Annotated in this window: 14 protein-coding genes; 10 read left to right on the top strand and 4 right to left on the bottom strand. The window is 70.0% G+C overall.

Features of this window, described 5'->3' with window-relative positions:
* Positions 1–227 precede the first annotated feature (227 nt).
* Entirely contained in the window at positions 228–974 is a 747-nt protein-coding gene (locus HHX33_RS25515; protein WP_138460689.1) for a GntR family transcriptional regulator, read from the bottom strand.
* A gap of 425 nt (positions 975–1399) precedes the next feature.
* Here HHX33_RS25515 and HHX33_RS25510 point away from each other — a divergent pair, with 425 nt between their 5' ends.
* The 6 genes from HHX33_RS25510 to HHX33_RS25485 all read left to right on the top strand — a co-directional run bounded on the left by HHX33_RS25510 (position 1400) and on the right by HHX33_RS25485 (position 8544).
* On the top strand, positions 1400–2797 hold the full coding sequence (locus HHX33_RS25510) for a sugar ABC transporter substrate-binding protein (RefSeq protein WP_208758935.1): 1398 nt from the start codon (positions 1400–1402) through the stop codon (positions 2795–2797).
* Positions 2794–3744, top strand: coding sequence for a carbohydrate ABC transporter permease (locus HHX33_RS25505; RefSeq protein WP_182876816.1), 951 nt, complete (start codon positions 2794–2796; stop codon positions 3742–3744). Before HHX33_RS25510 ends, HHX33_RS25505 begins: the two co-directional genes overlap by 4 nt.
* Positions 3744–4655 carry a carbohydrate ABC transporter permease gene (locus tag HHX33_RS25500; RefSeq protein ID WP_182876815.1) on the top strand — a complete coding sequence of 304 codons (912 nt, stop codon included), beginning with the start codon at positions 3744–3746 and terminating at the stop codon, positions 4653–4655. The genes HHX33_RS25505 and HHX33_RS25500 overlap by 1 nt, the downstream gene beginning before the upstream one ends.
* Complete coding sequence (locus HHX33_RS25495) at positions 4655–5722, top strand: ABC transporter ATP-binding protein (protein ID WP_111697793.1); 1068 nt, start codon at positions 4655–4657, stop codon at positions 5720–5722. The genes HHX33_RS25500 and HHX33_RS25495 overlap by 1 nt, the downstream gene beginning before the upstream one ends.
* Positions 5722–6798 carry an ABC transporter ATP-binding protein gene (locus HHX33_RS25490; protein ID WP_182876814.1) on the top strand — a complete coding sequence of 359 codons (1077 nt, stop codon included), beginning with the start codon at positions 5722–5724 and terminating at the stop codon, positions 6796–6798. Before HHX33_RS25495 ends, HHX33_RS25490 begins: the two co-directional genes overlap by 1 nt.
* A gap of 285 nt (positions 6799–7083) precedes the next feature.
* Positions 7084–8544 (top strand): NAD-dependent succinate-semialdehyde dehydrogenase, encoded by a 1461-nt coding sequence (locus HHX33_RS25485; protein ID WP_182876813.1) that lies wholly within the window; start codon positions 7084–7086, stop codon positions 8542–8544.
* Here the strand turns inward: HHX33_RS25485 and HHX33_RS25480 are convergent.
* Positions 8520–8684 carry a hypothetical protein gene (locus HHX33_RS25480; RefSeq protein WP_182876812.1) on the bottom strand — a complete coding sequence of 55 codons (165 nt, stop codon included), beginning with the start codon at positions 8682–8684 and terminating at the stop codon, positions 8520–8522. The genes HHX33_RS25485 and HHX33_RS25480 overlap by 25 nt on opposite strands.
* Between HHX33_RS25480 and HHX33_RS25475 the strand changes: the two genes are divergently transcribed.
* Entirely contained in the window at positions 8683–9918 is a 1236-nt protein-coding gene (locus tag HHX33_RS25475) for an iron-containing alcohol dehydrogenase (RefSeq protein WP_182876811.1), read from the top strand. The two genes, HHX33_RS25480 and HHX33_RS25475, sit on opposite strands and share 2 nt — an antisense overlap.
* A 116-nt stretch (positions 9919–10034) precedes the next feature.
* Here the strand turns inward: HHX33_RS25475 and HHX33_RS25470 are convergent, their stop codons facing one another.
* Positions 10035–11147, bottom strand: a complete 1113-nt coding sequence (locus tag HHX33_RS25470; protein WP_182876810.1) for a radical SAM protein — start codon at positions 11145–11147, stop codon at positions 10035–10037.
* 199 nt (positions 11148–11346) lie between these two features.
* On the opposite strand from HHX33_RS25470, the gene HHX33_RS25465 reads away from it, so the two are divergent.
* The 3 genes from HHX33_RS25465 to HHX33_RS25455 are packed head-to-tail and all read left to right on the top strand — an operon-like array spanning position 11347 to position 14138.
* Entirely contained in the window at positions 11347–12270 is a 924-nt protein-coding gene (locus HHX33_RS25465; RefSeq protein ID WP_259402853.1) for a copper resistance CopC family protein, read from the top strand.
* Between the two features lie 26 nt (positions 12271–12296).
* Positions 12297–12800, top strand: a complete 504-nt coding sequence (locus HHX33_RS25460) for a hypothetical protein (protein ID WP_182876808.1) — start codon at positions 12297–12299, stop codon at positions 12798–12800.
* A 9-nt stretch (positions 12801–12809) separates the two neighbouring features.
* Complete coding sequence (locus HHX33_RS25455; RefSeq protein ID WP_182876807.1) at positions 12810–14138, top strand: hypothetical protein; 1329 nt, start codon at positions 12810–12812, stop codon at positions 14136–14138.
* 111 nt (positions 14139–14249) lie between these two features.
* On the opposite strand, the gene HHX33_RS37380 is transcribed toward HHX33_RS25455, so the two are convergent.
* Complete coding sequence (locus HHX33_RS37380) at positions 14250–16970, bottom strand: CBM35 domain-containing protein (protein ID WP_182876806.1); 2721 nt, start codon at positions 16968–16970, stop codon at positions 14250–14252.
* Positions 16971–17210: the final 240 nt, after the last annotated feature.

Below are 17210 nucleotides of genomic sequence, written 5' to 3'. Positions count from 1 at the left end.
CGTGGATGACCAGCTGAACGTCACGCAGCGTCCGTGACGAGACGTCGACGTCCCAGCCGCCCTCCTGCACGCGATAGTAGGGATACATGGTGTCGAGCTCCTCGGCGGCGTCGCCGGTAAGGAGCAGTGCTCTAGGCACCTGCTTCTCCTCGCATCTGAGGCGGGTGAGGAGATCAGATCCGATCCGATCTGATCCGGAGTCAGCATTCCCTGGCCCGGCCCGCCCGTCAAGCCTTTACCGCCATTCCGTCCGAACCCTTGACTTCGTCGAACAACCGCCGGAACCGCTCGCCGGACAGCAGGATGTGCCGGCGCATGGCGTAGGCGGCGGCGTCGGGGTCACGCGCGGCGATCGCGGCCAGAACCTCTTCGTGCTCGGCCATGGCCAGGTGAGTGACCTGGGTGTCGTGGAGAAGCCGGAACAGGTGCACGTGCGTGTGCAGGCGAGCGAGCGCCTCGCGGATGACCTGGTTCTCCGCGCTCAGGGCGACGAGATCGTGAAAAGCGGCGTCGCGCAGCCCGAAGGCGCCATAGGCCATGAGCCCGTCGCCACCCCCCTCCAGCTCCGCCATCTCCTCCAGCATTCGTCGCAGGCCGGCCACCTGCTTGGAGGATGCGCGCTCGGCGGATCTGCGCGCCGCCGCCGGCTCGAGGAGAAGGCGGACCTCAAGCATGTCCTCGAATCGCTGACGGGTGATCTGGGGGGGAATGCGATAGCCGGCGTGGGGCACACGCACGACCAGGCCCTCGGCCTCCATGCGGTTCAGAGCGTCTCGGATCGGCGTCTGCGAGACCCCCAGTTCTCGCGCCAGGACGTCGATCGTGACGCGGGAGCCAGGCTCGATCCGTAGCGACATCAGCTGTCCGAGCAGCGTGTCGTACACCTCGTCGGCAAGCCGGCCGCGAGATCTTCGCGGCGGCGTTCCGCCCGTCATGGCCCCACGGCGCCGCGCGGTCATCACTTCGTCGTCCATCGTGACGTGAGGCCTTTCTTACGTTTTCGGAAACCTGTTGAATTCGGTCGCAACGCTGCGGGATGTTGACGCCCCCACTCGGATCGTATAGGAAAGGTGGCGGATGCCAGCCATCCTTCACCCTCACGAAATCCCCCCGTCATCGCTCCGCTTCGATCAGTTGGAGCTCCAATGAGCATGTTCGACGTCCTGCTCGGTTCGCCCCCAGGCCGATAAGGACCAGAGGACTTCTCGACTGCTTGAAGCCCCATTACGTCGCGGCGTACCCGTGACGCCGGTCTGCGGGTCAGCCCTGCGACAGCCGGCAACACGCCTGAACACCCCCCAGCAACTGCTCGGCGAACCACGCAGCAGGGCTCCAGAACCTCCCCACCCAGAAAGCAGGCAAGAAGATGCGGTATCCAAGGCGAATAGGACGACTGTCCGTGCCCGGTCGAACGGCGCGGCTGGCGACGGCGGCCATGTTGGTGGTCACGACCATGGCGGCTTGCGGCGGCGGCGAGGACGACGGCGCGAACGCGAGCGCCCCCAAGGCGCCGGCGACCATCCCGGAGCTCACCAAGGACCCGCTGACCCTCAGCTTCATCTGGTTCGACTGGCCCCCCGCCCACGCGCTGGAGGACTTCGCGAACGCGGAGTACACCAAGGAGCGGTCGAACGTGACCATCAAGGTCAAGACCGTGCCGAACGCGAACTGGCACGACGCGATGTTCACCCAGTTCGCCGCGCGCAAGACCGACTTCGACATCCCGATCCTGGACTCGCAGCACATCGGCGAGGCCGTGACGAACGGCAACATCCTCGACATCACCGACTTCGTCAAGAAGAACATCGATGTCAAGGCCTACAACCCGTACCTCCTGGCGGCCTACGGCCAGTACCCCCAGGCGGAGACCGGGAAGCGCGACGAGAACGCCAGCCTGTACGGACTGCCGCTGCTCGGCGACACCTGGACGATGATCTACCGCAAGGACCTGATCGGCGACAAGCCGCCGCAGACCTGGGACGAGATGATCTCGGTCGCCGAGAAGTGCCAGGCGGACAACCCCGGCGTCAGCGGGCTGGCTTTCCACCAGGCCAACGGCTCCGACGCCGCGGCCGTGACCTACAACACGGTCAACGGCGTCTACGGCGGCAACCTCTGGGACGCCAAGTCGCGCAAGATCGACGGCGTCGTCAACGACGCCGCGGGCCAGGAGGCGATGGACGTCCTGGTCAACAAGATGAAGCCGCTGACCGCCAAGGGCTCCGGCAACTGGTTCATCGACGAGGTGAACGCGGCGGTCGCCCAGGGCAAGGCATGCATCGCGTTCAACTGGATCGCCGCGAGCGGCGGCCTGCTCGACCCGAAGCAGTCCACGCTCGGCACCACGCGGGAGCAGATTCTCGACAAGCTGGGTTTCGCCCCCCTGCCGAGCCAGAAGACGAACCTGGTGCCTCTCGGCGGCATGGGGATGCACGTGTCGGCCTACTCCCCGAAGGCGAACCAGGCGGAGGCCCTGAACTTCATGAAGTGGTTCGAGCGGGCTGACATCCAGAAGAAGTGGGCCGCCGCCGGTGGCGTGCCGTCGCGTACGGACGCCCTGGAGTCGCCCGAGTTCCTCAACGCCGGGCCGTTCAACAAGGTGTACACCGACTCGGTTTCGCGGATGCGGGACATGTGGAATGTGCCCGAGTACGCGCGCCTCATCGACATCGAGAACACCAACGTGAACGCGGCTCTGAACGGCGCGAAGAAGCCGAAGGACGCGCTCGACGACATCGCCAAGGAGCAGCAGGCCGTGCTCGACTCCAGCGGCCGCAAGGGCGGCGGCGGACTGTGAGTGAGTCCGCTCCTCTGACGATCGACCAGCCCGGGCAGGCGGCGTCCGCGACGCCGCCTGCACCGGGCCGGTCCCGCCGCCTGAGCGACCGCTGGCTCGCCGGGGCCTTCATCTCCCCCGCGTTGCTGCTGTTGCTCGCGATGTCGGTGTTCCCGTTGCTGTGGGCGTTGTACCTGTCTTTCACCGACTACTCGGCCACCCGCGGGGGGCCCGCCCATTTCGTTTGGTTCGAGAACTACACCGCCATCCTGACGTCGGCGCAGGTCCACCTGAGGGCCTTCACGACGTTGATCTACGTGGTCGGCGCGGTCGCCCTGCAGACCGTGCTCGGTTTCACCATCGCCTACCTGATCTCACGGCGCACGCACGGGCGGGGACTGCTGACCACTCTGTTCCTGGTTCCGATGATGCTGTCGCCGGTCGTGGTCGGGCTGTTCTGGCGATTCATGCTCGACGCGCAGTTCGGCGTGATCAACAGCATGCTCGGCTCGCTCGGCCTGGGGCAGGTGGAGTGGCTCACCCAGCAGGGAACGGCACTGCTTTCCCTGATCGTGGTCGACACCTGGCAATGGACGCCGTTCATCATGCTCATCGCACTTGCGGGCCTTACCGCGGTCCCCAAGTACCTGTACGAGGCCGCCTCGATCGACCGGGCGTCCGAGTGGTTCCGGTTCCGCACCATCACTCTTCCGCTGGTGTGGCCGCTGCTCCTCATCGCCGTGTTGTTCAGGGCCATCGAGGCCTTCCGGCTGTTCGACCTCGTCTACATCCTCACCAGCGGAGGTCCGGGGGTTTCCACCGAGACGTTGTCGTTCCACGTCTACAAGGTCGCGTTCCTGGGCTTCAACACCGGAACCGCCTCGGCGTACGGGATCCTCATGGTCCTCATCGTCCTCGTCCTCACGCAGCTCTACCTGCGCTACTTGAACAAGCTCAAGGAGGACTGATGGCCGTCTCCGTTGACGAGGCCGTGTCCGCAGGTCCTGGCCGGGATGACGCACCACCCACGCGGCGCCGTGGTGGCCGGGGCCGCTCCGTGCTGGAGGTCGCGCTGCTGACCGTGCTGGCCGTCGTGATGCTCTTTCCGGTGCTGTGGATGATCGAGACGTCCATCAAGGAGAACCGGGACGTCTACGCCATCCCGGCCAAGTTCTTCGACTTCAAGGTCACTCTGGACCATTTCAAGGACGTGTTCGCCGGCTCCGGCGGCGGTCGCTCGGCCTTGTCCGTCTCGTTCCTCAACTCCGTCGTGGTCGCCGGGGTCTCCACGGCGCTGGCCACCGTGCTGGGGGTCCCGGCGGCCTGGGCCTACTCACGCTTCTCCGTGAAGGCCAAGAAGGACCAACTGTTCTTCATCCTGTCCACCCGCTTCATGCCGCCCGTGGTGGTCGTGATCCCGATCTTCCTCATGTACCGCCAGCTCGGGCTCATCGACAACAAGCTCGGCCTGATCCTCATCTACACCGCGTTCAACGTCCCGTTCACGATCTGGATGATGAAGGGGTTCGTCGACGAGGTGCCCGCAGAGTACGAGGATGCCGCCATGCTCGACGGCTACACCCGCCTGCAGGCGTTCTGGAAATTCACCCTTCCCCTGCTCCTGCCCGGTATCGCCGCGACGGCGGTCTTCGCACTCATCTTCTCGTGGAACGAGTTCGTGTTCGCCATCTTCCTCACCTCCAGCGACAGCGTGCGGACGGCCCCACCCGCCATCGCCGGCCTCATCGGTGGAACCACCGTGGACTGGGGTCTCGTGGCCGCCGCCTCCGTGGTCTTCGCCCTACCGGTGCTCGTCTTCGCCTACCTGGTGCGCAAGCACCTCGTCGCCGGTGTGACGCTCGGGGCGGTGCGACGCTGATGGCGGGCATCGAGGTGACCACCCTGCACAAGCGCTACCCGGATGGGACGGTCGCAGTCGAGCACGTGGACCTGTCCATCGGCGACGGCGAGCTGTTCGTGATGCTCGGCCCTTCGGGTTGCGGCAAGACGACCACGCTGCGGGCCATAGCCGGCCTGGAGAGGCAGACGTCGGGCGACATCCGCATCGGCGACACGCTGGTCAACGACCTGCCGCCCGCCGAGCGCGACATCGCCATGGTGTTCCAGTTCTACGCTCTCTACCCGCATCTGAGAACCCGCGACAACCTGGCGTTCCCACTGCGGGCCGAGGGACTGCCCAAGGCGGAGGTGCAGGAGCGGGTCGACGAGGCCGCCCGGCTGATGCGGCTCGGTCCGCTCCTGGACCGGCGACCGCACCGGCTGTCCGGCGGGGAGCAGCAGCGCGTCGCGCTTGCTCGCGCCCTGGTGCGACGACCGCGCGCGTTCCTCATGGACGAACCCCTCACCAATCTGGACGCGGAGCTGAGGGCGGACATGCGCACGGAGATCAAGCACCTGCAGGGGGAACTGGGGACGACGATGGTCTACGTCACCCACGACCAGGTCGAGGCGATGTCGCTCGGTCACAGAATCGCCATCCTCAACAAGGGCCGCGTCGAGCAGATCGGCACCCCGCTGGAGGTCTACGACCGTCCGGCGAGTCTTTTCTGCGCCGCGTTCATCGGCTCCCCGCCGATGAACCTGATCGAGGTGGAGGTGGCCGACGGGAAGCTGCGCAGTCAGGGCGGACTGGTCCTCACGCCACCGCCAGGCCTGCCGCGCGACCGTCGCCTGGTCGCGGGCGTCCGTCCGGAGGCGCTGGAAGTCACAGAACCAGGGGCGGAAGGTTCGGTCCCGGCCCGCGTGGTCTCGGCGGAGTGGCTGGGTGACGAAATCATCTACGTGGTCGACCACGGCGGCCAGCGCGACGTACGAGTTCGGATGGCGCCGACCGTCCGTTTCGCTGCTGACGCACCGGTCGGGCTGCGGCACACCGGCGGGCCCCCGCCGGTCTACGACGTGGACACGGAAGAGCTGGTGGCCTGATGGGAACCGTGGCAGTACACGGGCTGCGCAAGTCCTTCGGCAAAGTCCAGGCCCTGGACGGGGTGACGCTGGACGTGCCGGACGGCTCGTTCTTCGTCGTGCTCGGGCCCTCCGGGGCAGGCAAGACGACGACCCTGCGAGCGATCGCCGGCCTTGAGAAGCTTGACGCCGGGTCGGTGCACCTGGACGGGAGGGACGCGACCGGTGACACCCCGGCCGCTCGCGACCTGGCCATGGTCTTCCAGAGCTACGCCCTCTATCCGCGACGCACGGCGTACGAGAACATCGCTTCGCCGCTGCGGGCCCGCCGCTGTTCTTCGAGCGAGATCGCCGCTGCCGTCGAGCAGATGTCGAGCCTGCTGCACATCGAACGTCTGCTGCAGCGTCGTCCCGCGCAGATGTCGGGCGGTGAGATGCAGCGTGTCGCCCTGGCCCGGGCTCTGGTCCGTCGCCCGCGCGCGTTTCTCATGGACGAGCCGCTGACGAACCTCGACCTCAAGCTCCGCGTCGAGATGCGCACCGAGCTCACCCGCATCCACCGGAGCCTCGGCGGAACCTTCGTCTACGTGACCAACGACCAGGTCGAGGCCCTGTCCATGGCCGACCAGGTCGCGGTCCTCAAGGAGGGGAAGGTGCAACAGGTCGGAACGCCGACCGAGGTGTACGAGCGCCCGGCCAACCAGTGGGTCGCAGGCTTCGTCGGGAGCCCGTCGATCAGCCTGCTCGCCTGCCACGCCGAGGGAGATCGTCTGGTCGGGGCGGAAGGCTGGACGCTGCCGCGGCCCCGCTGGACCACGGCTGAGGACCGTCGTCCGCTGCTGCTGGGCCTGCGCGCGGAGGACCTGTCCGTCGAGCGGCGTGGGGACACGTCGTTGCCGGGTGAGCTCTACGGCCTTGAGCCGCTCGGTGACCGAACGGTGGTCGACGTCCAGGTGGGGACGGAGATGCTCAAGGTCAAGGCACGACCCACCTTCACCGCTACGCCGGGCGAGCGGCTGCACGTCACGGTCGACCTGGACCGCGCGCACCTGTTCGACGCGGGCACCGGGCTGGCGCTGTCCGAGACCGGGAGGTAACCGCCCGGGAGGTAACAGCACAGGGCGGCGACGTCACCATCCCCCGCACGTGGCGATCGAGCCTCGGCGCCACGGATGAGCACGGCCCGACGACGCCGAAGCGGCCATGGCCCGAGAAGGCGATCGGTGGCGCGGGGCGTCGCCCTGCGGCCGGGGCCAGGGCCACGTTCGACCCGCCCGGCAACCCCGGCCCCGACGAGGTCGTGCGACCCGTTCGTCAACGCGCGTGGCGCGATCGCCCAGGTCACACCGGACATCACCAAGAACATCACAGGAGGCGACGCAATGAGTGACCCGATGAACGTCCTGGCCCCCGAGCACCGGCGGCTCCGGATCGGCGACGCCTGGCGCGACGCCGCCGGCGGAGCCACCTTTGCCGTCGAGGACCCGGCCACCGGCAAGACCATCGCCGAGGTGGCGGACGCCGGCGTCGCCGACGGACTCGCCGCTCTGGACGCGGCGAGCAAGGCGATGGCGGAGTGGGCGGCGACCCCGCCGCGAAAACGGTCAGAGTTGCTGACCGCGACGTACCGGGCACTGACCGAGCGATCCGAGGAGGTCGCCCGGCTGATAACGCTCGAGATGGGCAAGCCGCTCGCCGAGGCTCGGGCAGAGGTGGCCTACGGCGCCGAGTTCTTCCGTTGGTTCGCCGAGGAGGCGGTGCGTGTCGAGGGGCGCTACAACACCGCTCCCAATGGTGGATATCGCATCCTCACCGTGCCGAAGCCGGTCGGCCCGTGCGTCTTCGTGACGCCCTGGAACTTTCCGTTGGCGATGGGCGCCCGCAAGATCGCTCCTGCGCTGGCGGCGGGCTGCACGACGATCACCAAGCCGGCCGCCCAGACGCCACTCACCATGCTGTTCCTGGCCCGCATCATGGAGGAGGTCGGCGTTCCCCCGGGCGTCGTCAACGTCGTGACGACCAAGCGTTCCGGCCAGGTGGTCTCGGCACTGCTGGCCGACCGCCGGACCCGCAAGCTTTCGTTCACCGGGTCGACCGAGGTCGGGCGCGTGCTGCTACGACAGGCGGCGGACAACGTGCTGCGCACCTCCATGGAACTGGGCGGCAACGCGGCCTTGATCGTGTGTGCCGACGCCGACCTGGACGTCGCGGTCGACGGTGCCATGGTGGCCAAGATGCGCAACATCGGGGAGTCCTGCATCGCGGCCAACCGGATCTACGTCGAGGAGCCGGTACGCGAGGAGTTCACGGCGCGCTTCGCCCAGCGGATGGGCGCGCTCTCGGTGGGCCATGGCCTCGACGACGGCGTGGACGTCGGGGCGTTGATCGACGACGCCTCGGTCACCAAGATCGACGAGCTCGTCGCCGACGCGGTCGACCGCGGCGCCCGTGTCCTGCTGGGCGGCGAGCGTCCCGATGGGCCGGGCCACTTCTACCCGCCCACGGTCCTCGTCGACGTGCCCGAAGACGCGCGGATCCTGGAGGAGGAGATCTTCGGCCCGGTGGCGCCGATCATCTCGTTCACGTCCGACGACGAAGTGATCGCGAAGGCCAACGACACCGAGCACGGCCTGGTCGGATACGTCTTCACCCGTGACCTCCAGCGGGCGCTCCGGTTCACCGAGGGGCTGGAGACGGGGATGATCGGCATCAACCGTGGCCTCATCTCGGACCCGTCAGCTCCGTTCGGAGGCGTGAAGCAGTCGGGGATCGGCAAGGAGGGGTCGCACGAGGGCATCCTCGAGTACCTCGACGTCACCTACGCGGCGATCGACCTGCCGTGACCGGCCCCGTCCGAGCCCGGGAGCCCGGCCCGCGCCTGCGCCACCCGGCAGCCAGCCTTGCCGACGCCGTCCCGGTCTCGCAGGTGACCTGGACGTCCGCCCAGCACATCACCGCCGACGTTCCAGAGAGGCACTGACATGCTTGAGACCGTCCGCGGACCACGCCAGCTGATAGTGGGCGAAGGGGTCGCGCAGAACATCCCACGAGTGGTGGCCGAGTGTGGCTCGCGGGTCCTCATCGTGACCGACCGGGTTCTTCTGGGGCAGCCGGGCGTGGCCGAGATCGTGGCCGCCGTGCGGGAGAAGGTCGCAGTCGTCGGGGTGTTCGCCGACGCGACTCCGGACGTGCCGCTCACCGACGTCGCCCTGGGCGTCTCGGCCGCCGCAGAGGTGGACGCCGACGTGATCCTCGCCATCGGGGGTGGCACGGTGATCGACCTCGCCAAGATCGTCGGCGTCATCCGGCGCCACGGTGGGACTCCGCGCGACTTCTACGGCGAGTCGAAGGTGCCGGGGCCGACGATTCCTCTCGTCGCGGTCCCGACGACGTCAGGCACCGGCTCCGAGCTCACCCCCGTCTCGGTGCTGACCGACCCGGACCGCGAGCTGAAGGTGGGGGTCTCCAGCGTCCACATCGTGCCCGACTTCGCCATCGTCGACCCCGAGCTCACCTACACCTGCCCCGCGACCGTCACCGCCCACTCCGGCATCGACGCGTTCTGCCACGCGGTGGAGAGCTACACCGCGCGACCCCGGCCCCACGGACCGCGCGACCCGGTGGAACAGGTCTTCCTCGGCCGCAACCCGATCACCGATCACTACGCGCTCCTGGCCGCGGAGCGGATCGCCCGCAGCCTGCCCCGTGCCGTCAAAGACGGAGGCGACAAGGACGCGCGCGCGGACATGTCCTATGCCTCCATGCTGGCCGGGATCGCGTTCTCCCACGCGGGCAACGCGGCTCCGCACGCCCTCCAGTACCCCATCGGCGCAGCCACCCACACGCCGCACGGCCTGGGCGTCGGACTGCTGCTGCCCTACGCGCTGGACGCGGCCAGGGATGCCATCAGCGACCGGTTGGCCGTCCTCGCCAGGGTGTGCGGGCTCGACGTGACCGACGCCTCGGATGCCGAGGCCGCAGACATGTTCCTCACCTGGCTCCACGGGCTCCTTGCCGACATCGGCATCCCTGCCACCCTCGCGGACATCGGCGTGGCACGCGCCGACCTCCCGCGCTTCGCGGAGATGGCCACCGGCGTCACCCGCCTGATCCAGAACCATCCGGGCCCGACCGACACCGCCAGCCTGACCGCGATCCTCGAAGCGGCCTGGACCGGGGACCGGACCCGACACGTCCTGACTCCGGAGCAGAGATAAGGGGAGCCGGCGCCGACGACCGCCGGGGAGGAGCGCGGCCCGGGGCCGGGCCGCGCCGAGGCGAGGGCAGGGGCGGACGGGGACGAACCGGCGGCGAGGCGCGGAGTGACGCGTGCTCAGACGAGGGCGAGCTGGCGGTCGGGAGACCGGCGCCGGCGCCAGCGCCGGGCCTGGCCGCCGACGCCGTAGGTCTCGGCCAGCGCCCGCACCTGCTCGGCGATCCGGCGGCGGTAGCCCTCCTCGGCGACCTGGCCCTTGCCGTACAACGCCTGGTAGCGCGGCACCAGGCCGGGGTGCTCGCGCTCCAGCCAGCCCAGGTATCCCTCACGCACCCCGGACGGCAGGCGCAGCACGACCGGCGTCACGCTGACCGCCCCCGCCTCCGCCGCGCGCCTGACCGTGGCCAGCAGATGATCGCTGGAGTCGGTCACGAGCGGCAGGATCGGCGCCATCAGCACCCCGCAGGGGATGCCGGCGTCGTTCAGCGCGGCGCAGACCTCCAGCCTCCGCTGCGGCGTCGCGGCCCCGGGCTCCACGGCCCGCCGCACCCGGTCGTCGACGAAGCCGACCGACACCATCACACCGACCTGGGTCACCTTCGCGGCGTCGCGTAACAGGTCCAGGTCGCGCAGGATCAGAGGGCTCTTGGTCAGTACGGTGAACGGGTTGGCCGCGTCGGCCAGGGCCCGCACGACGCCCGGCATCAGGCGGTAGATCTCCTCCGCCGGCTGGTAGCAGTCGCCGGTGAGGCCGAGCGCGATCGGCTCGCCGCTCCAGCGCGGGGAGGCGAGCTCACGGCGCAGCCGGCGGGCCAGGTCGGTCTTGACGACGATGCGGGTGGAGAAGTCCCGGCCCGGATCCAGGCCGAGGTAGCGGTGCCCGCGCCGGGCCGCGCAGTAGCCGCAGCCCGCCTCGCACCCGCGGTAGGGGCTCGCGGCCCAGGTGAAGGGCAGCTCGGCGGCGTCGGGCACACGCTCCAGCGCGGCGCGCGCGGGCACCTCGTAGCAGGTGATGCCGTCGAACACACGCGTGACGGCCTGCCGCTCGATGCGCGGGCGGGCGGGGCCCGCGCCGACGATCGACTGCTGCTCGGCGCTGACGGTCGCCTGCGGCTCGGCGCCGATGATCGCCTGCGGCTCGGCACTGACGGTCGCATGCTGCTCGGCGGGCCGCGCCGTGCCCTGGTCCCCGGAGCCGGTGCCGGGGCGGGAAGTGGCGTCGCGACGCATGAGGATCAGTAGAACACGCATTCGACCCTCACGCCAAGTACCCACGCCCGGCCCAGGCGCGGCATCGGGGGAGGGCCGGGCGTGCATCGATCCACTTTCGTTGCGAACGCATGAAGTTCTGTTCATCCACGTCATAAGTGGCTAATCTCGTCGCATCGCCCCAGCCCGGGGGCCACACCCATGGAGAGCGGACGTGACGATGGCACGGTGGTTGGGCCGGTTGCTCCTGCCGGTCGTCGTCGGCGTGCTCACCCTCGCCGCCCTGTCCGTTCCCGCCTCGGCCCACGGCCAGCTCGCGATGTCCACCCCGGCCAAGGACAGCACGGTGAAGACGCCGCTGGAGTCGCTGCGGCTCTACTTCACCGAGGCGCCCGCCCCGAACGCCTACTTCACCGTCACCGCGCCCAACGGCGCCCGCGTCGACCAGACCTGGACACACGGGCAGCCGGAACGGCTCGACAAGCCGGTCCAGGAGTACAACCTCGTCAACGGCGTGTGGGAGCCGAGCGTCTACAACACCGGGTTCCCGGCGGTGATCCCCGTCGCCTACTGGCCCGAGCAGGGCGAGTACGTCGTCCACTACCTCTCGATCGCCTCCGACGGGGAGCCCGTCAAGGGAGAACTGCGCTTCACCTACAAGGGCAGGACCTCATCGCCGCCCAAGGGCTGGCAGGCCCCCACCAACGAGCCCGACGCCATCCTGCTCGCCTCGGCCGAGCCCGGAAGCGGCGCCACCGCCGACGCGACGCCCCAGAGCGGCGACGGCGCGCTGGGCCCCGTGGCCCCCTCACAGGCGAGCACCGGCTCCGCCGCGGGCCCTGCCGCCGTACCCGAGACCGGCTCCGCCACGGCCCCCGCCGCGCGGACGGCGGCGGGCCAGGACGACTCCGGCGCCGGCCTGTCGGTGTGGCTGGTGCCCGCGCTCCTCGTCGTGGGAGCGGGCGCCCTGGTGCTGCGCGCGGCGCGGCGGCCCGCCCCGTCCACCGGCGCCGCCCCCGCGCGTACGGCGGCCGCGAAGGGCCCGGCGGCCAAGCGGCCTTCCGGGCGCCCCCGGCCGAAGACCCCCACGAGTTCGTCCCAGTCGCGGACGGCGAACCGCCCCAGGTCCGCCAAGCGGCGCTGAACCACCCACACCCCCGGAGAAATGTCGTGACGTTCACCCCTGCCCGGCACCACCGCGCCCGGCGACGCCCGCTGCTCGCCGCGCTCCTGATCGGCGTGACGCTGCCGATGACGGTGTCGGCCTGCGGCGAGTCGGGCACCACCGAGCCCGCCGCCGCACCCACCACCGCGTCGTCCACAGAAGTGCCCGCCCCGGCGGCCACGGACGCGGCGACCGACGCGGCGACGGAGCCGGCCGGGTCCGCCACCGACGCGCCCGCCGACGCGGACGTGAAGGAGATCGACGTCACGATCAGCGGCCGCAAGGTGACGCCGCCTCCGGGACGCATCGAGGTGGACAAGGGGCAGCGGGTGCGCATCACCGTCACCGGCGACGCGGCCGACGAGGCGCACCTGCACGGGTACGACAAGGAGGCGGAGCTGAAGCCCGGCACCCCCGCCACCATCGAGTTCACGGCCGACGAGACCGGTCTGTTCGAGATGGAGACCCACGAGTCGGGACTTCAGCTGTTCCAGCTCGTGGTGCGGTAGGCCCGTCTCATGCTCCTCGCGCACGGGGTCGGCGGACGCCAGGACCTGCCGATCCCGTTCCCGGCCGCGCTGACCGGCGCGGCGCTGGCGTTGCTGGTGTCGTTCGTGGCACTCGGCGCGCTGTGGAAGGAGCCGCGGCTGGGCGGCGGCAACCCGCACGCCCGCACCCTGCCCGGCGCGCTCCAGCGGGCCATGGCCACACCGGCCTGGGGCTGGGCCTGGCGGATCGCCGGGCTCCTCGCCGCCGCCTACTTCTGCGTCGGACTGGTCTTCGGCCCCGACAAGGCCGACAACCCCACGGCGGGCGCGTTCTACGTCCTGTTCTGGGTCGGCCTGGTGCCGCTGTCGCTGCTGTTCGGCCCGGTGTGGCGCGCGCTGAACCCGCTGCGGACGCTCCACCTGCTGGCCTGCGCGGCTCTGCGGCGCGACCCGGACGCCGGCCTGCGCCCGCTGCCCCCGGGCGTCGGCTACTGGCCGGCCTGCGCCGGGCTGTTCGCCTTCGTCTGGCTGGAACTCGTCGCCCCCGAACGGGCCACCCTGCCGGTGATCGGCACCTGGCTCGCGGCGTACGCCGTGATCATGCTCGGCGGAGCGGTCGTCTTCGGCGCCCGGTGGTTCGGCCACGCCGACCCGTTCGAGGCCTACAGCGGCCTCGTGGGCCGGCTCGCCCCGGTGCACCGGCGCGACGACGGCGTCGTCGCCTGGCGCAACTCGCTCGACGGCATGGCCGGGCTGCGGCCGGCGCCGGGACTGACGACGCTGGTGGTCGTCCTCCTCGGCTCCACCATGTACGACAGCCTGTCCAACGCGCCGATCTGGGTGCGGTTCACCCAGGAGAGCCCGATTCCGGCGCCGGTCACCGGCACCGCCGGGCTGCTGGCCGTCATCGGCCTGGTGCTCGCGGCGTATCGGATCGCGACCGCGCTCGCCGGCCGGTGGGGCGCGGCCGTTCCCGGTGCGACGGCCGGGGGGACGGCGGGGGAGATCGCCCACTCGATCGTGCCGATCGCCGTCGGGTACGTGATCGCCCACTACTACACGCTGTTCCTCCTGGAGGGGCAGCGGACCATCGCGCTGCTGTCCGACCCGCTGGACACCGGCGCCGATTGGCTGGGCACCGCCGACTGGAAGATCCAGGCGCTCGGCACCACCCCCGCCGGAGTCGCCACCCTCCAGGTGACGGTGATCGTCGTCGGTCACGTGCTGGGCACCGTGCTGGCCCACGACCGCGCGCTCGCCCTGTTCCCCCGGCGGACCGCCGTCCTCGGGCAGGTCCCCCTGCTCGTGCTGATGGTGGTCTACACCGTGGTGGGCCTGCTCCTGCTGTTCGCCGCCTGAACCGGCCGCCGCCGGCTCCGCCGGCTCACTGTACCCGCCGGCACCTGGGAGATCGGTGAGCCCGGGGCGGGAACGGCTGTCCTGCCGCCGCTCCCGCCCCGGGTCACCGCGTCAGCCGACCTTGATCGGCGCGATGTCGAACCTGTCGAGGTTGGGCGCCCACTGGCTGTCGAGCTCGGAGATGCACGGTGCCGGGCATCCCTGGGCCTTCGCGCCGTTGGCGGGATCGTTGTACAGGCTGATCGTGTTCGTGCCGGCCTTCAGGGTCACCGGCACGCCGCGAGCCCACCAGTTGCCCCAGGACCAGGTGTTCTTGAACCAGTACCGCTTCGCGTCCCCGTCGTTGACGGAGATGTCGAGGGGCCGCGAGATGATGTCGGCGTTGTAGACGTGGCCGGACTTCCTCTCGTCGTTGGCGTAGCGCACGACGAGCAGGTAGTCGCCCGCCTTGTCCGCGTCGACCTGGAGGGTCAGCCGGTTCTGCGGCCCCTGTCCGATCCAGCCGACGAACTTGCCTCCGGAGGCGTAGCCGTGGTTGTCGACCGCGGTTGAGCCGGACCGGGCGGCGGACTCGGCCTCGATCACCTGCACCGGGCGGGGGCCGGACGTCGCCCGGGTCACGCTCACCTTGTCGAGGCGCACCGGCGTGGGGCCGGAAGGCTCCACCGTCACCCGGTTGACGCCCGCCGACAGGAACAGCCGGTGCCGGTCGGTCTTCCAGAAGGTGCCGCCGCCCGGGTTGGCGCGGAGCACCGCACCGTCGACCGCGCGCCGGTCGAGACCGATGTTCGCGGTGACCGACCCCGGCTTGCCGGGGCTGTTGTGCCGGAACTCCAGGTCGTAGTACCCGTCCTCCTCGGCGTACACGGTGAACATGGCCTCGCCGCCGCGCTTGAGGGTGAGGAAGCCCGCCTCCGACTGCTTCGGCTGGTCGTACTCGTAGGTCACGTCGCCCTCGGTCTGCGACCGCTCGGCCTCGTAGTCCCGGGTGACCGGGCCGGTGGAGGCCGGTTCCAGGTCGATGCGGTCCAGCGTCGCCTGGCCGGTCGCGGTGCCCAGCTCGGGGTGGGACTTGGCCAGCCGGATCTGGTTCGCGCCCGCCTGGAGCTGGACCACCACGTCCTTGCGGGTGCGCCACTGGAAGTTGAGCGTGGCCTGGTAGTCGACCATCTGCGCCTGAGCGCCGTTGACCGTGAGCACCTGCTGGGCGGGCTGGCCGGTCTGGTTGGCGTACAGGATGCCCAGCTTGTAGGCGCCGGCCTTCGGCACGTTCACGCCGAACGTCACCGCGCTGTTGTTCTGGGTGAGGTTGCCGACGTGACGCGTGCCGGAGGTGGCGGCCGCGTTCCAGTTCAACGGGGTGCCGAAGGTCTGAACCGTCCCGGCCGTGACGGTGGCCAGCTCCGCCTCGTACGAGGCCCGCCAGGGCAGGTCCACGGACTGGCGGGTGCCGGCGCCGCCGGGCGACAGCACGATCTCGTACACCGACATCTGGTCGACGTTCGGCCCGCCGTCGCCTTCGACGCCCAGCCCGCGGATCGGGATCGTCAGCGACCCGTTCTCGGGGACGAGGTCGGCGTCGCGCAGCACGACCGGCGGCGGGGCGTCGGAGTTCTGGCCGCTCCACGTGGTCGCCGACACGGTCACGTTGACCTTGTCGCCGAACAGCTCGCCGTCGACGTTGCCGACGACCACGTCGAAGTCGGCCGAGGGGCCGCCGCCGGCCAGGATGCGCGCCTGCCTGCGGTCGTCGTCGATGACCGCGATGCCTTCGAGCTTGTCGAGGGTGGCCGGGGCCGGGGGAGTGACCTTGACCGTGTCGCCGCCGGCCATGTCGGCGTACATCTTGTAGAACCACCAGCCGCCGCCGGGCTTGTTGGTCTCCACGACGTCGCCGCCGAGCAGACCGGCCGCGGTCCAGTACGCCTTGCCGCCCGCGTCGACCTTGGTGTCCTCGAACATGGCGACATACTGGATGAGCTGGCCGGGCACCGTCAGGTCGCGGTTGCCGCCGTACTCGTTGATGTTGATCGGGATGGGGGAGATGCCCCGTTCCTGCTCCAGGTTCCGGTAGGTCCGGTAGTTGGTGCGGTAGTAGTTGCCGCCCGCGGGGTTGAGGCTGCCGGACTCCAACTGGTGCCAGGACACGAAGTCGGGCAGCACGTTGTTGTCGCGGGCGTAGGTGAGGAAGTCACCGTAGTTGCGGGCCCGGAAGGTGGCGTCGTTGAGGCCCATGACCCGCGCGCCCGGGTGGTTGGCGCGGATGTACTCCACGGCCGCCTTCCAGTGCGCCATCAGGGCGGCCATCCGGGTCTGGTACTGCGCGGCGTTGCCGGTGGAGGTGTTGTACCAGATGCCGTCGGGCTCGTTGAACGGCACGTAGACGATGCGGTCGGCGTACGGGCTGTTCTTGACCTGGTCGACGACCCAGGCGAGCTTCTGCATGTAGTTGTCGAAGCAGACCTGGTTGCAGGGGATCACGCCGCCCGCGTTCTCGTACGTCCACTGCGCGTACATGTCCTGGACGTTGACCTGGATGTACTTGCCGCCGTTGCGGAAGAACGAGGGCGCCACCGACAACGCGTCGCCGTTGGGGTGCTGGGCGCCCGCGGGCGGCTTCTGGTTGACGGTGGTCAGCCGCAGCGGCTCCAGCGTGTTGTCGCTGGGCACGCCCTCGTCGCTCAGCCCGTACAGCGCTCCGCCGGCGGCGCCGCGGAACGCGCCGGTCCTCGTGCCGAGGTCGACGACCAGCTGCGTGGCCGCCGGCTCGTCTCCCTGTGCGGGGACCGCCGCCGTCACCCCTGCCGTCACGAGCGCGAACGTGGTTGTCACCGCGGCGATGATTCGCCGTGCTCGCCGATCAGTTGGTAATTTGGACATGCCTCTCCTCTGGCTCTCCAGTCGATGGCCGATGGGGTAGGGGGGATTCACGGATCGAAGGTGGCCGGCCGAGCCCTTGCACAGGCGTTTCTCGGCCGGTTCACCGCGATTTCCGATGTGGTCCGGCGTTTCCGGCTCCGCCGCGGGCGGAGATCTACCGCCCACGGGCGTCCGTGTCGGCATGGGGCGCGC

Origin of the sequence: Microbispora sp. H10670 (assembly GCF_014161385.1) — a bacterium.
GTDB classification, from domain to species: domain Bacteria; phylum Actinomycetota; class Actinomycetes; order Streptosporangiales; family Streptosporangiaceae; genus Microbispora; species Microbispora triticiradicis.
This window is presented reverse-complemented; position numbering and strand designations above follow the sequence as displayed.

What these genes read in the sequence shown, in the direction of transcription:
- HHX33_RS25495 (WP_111697793.1), top strand. Translation starts at nt 4,655, where the DNA reads ATGGCGGGCATCGAGGTGACCACCCTGCACAAGCGCTACCCGGATGGG.
- HHX33_RS25485 (WP_182876813.1), top strand. Translation starts at nt 7,084, where the DNA reads ATGAGTGACCCGATGAACGTCCTGGCCCCCGAGCACCGGCGGCTCCGG.
- HHX33_RS25465 (WP_259402853.1), top strand. Translation starts at nt 11,347, where the DNA reads ATGGCACGGTGGTTGGGCCGGTTGCTCCTGCCGGTCGTCGTCGGCGTG.
- HHX33_RS25455 (WP_182876807.1), top strand. Translation starts at nt 12,810, where the DNA reads ATGCTCCTCGCGCACGGGGTCGGCGGACGCCAGGACCTGCCGATCCCG.
- HHX33_RS25475 (WP_182876811.1), top strand. Translation starts at nt 8,683, where the DNA reads ATGCTTGAGACCGTCCGCGGACCACGCCAGCTGATAGTGGGCGAAGGG.
- HHX33_RS25515 (WP_138460689.1), bottom strand. Translation starts at nt 974, where the DNA reads ATGGACGACGAAGTGATGACCGCGCGGCGCCGTGGGGCCATGACGGGC.
- HHX33_RS25480 (WP_182876812.1), bottom strand. Translation starts at nt 8,684, where the DNA reads ATGTCAGTGCCTCTCTGGAACGTCGGCGGTGATGTGCTGGGCGGACGT.
- HHX33_RS25500 (WP_182876815.1), top strand. Translation starts at nt 3,744, where the DNA reads ATGGCCGTCTCCGTTGACGAGGCCGTGTCCGCAGGTCCTGGCCGGGAT.
- HHX33_RS25470 (WP_182876810.1), bottom strand. Translation starts at nt 11,147, where the DNA reads ATGCGTCGCGACGCCACTTCCCGCCCCGGCACCGGCTCCGGGGACCAG.
- HHX33_RS25490 (WP_182876814.1), top strand. Translation starts at nt 5,722, where the DNA reads ATGGGAACCGTGGCAGTACACGGGCTGCGCAAGTCCTTCGGCAAAGTC.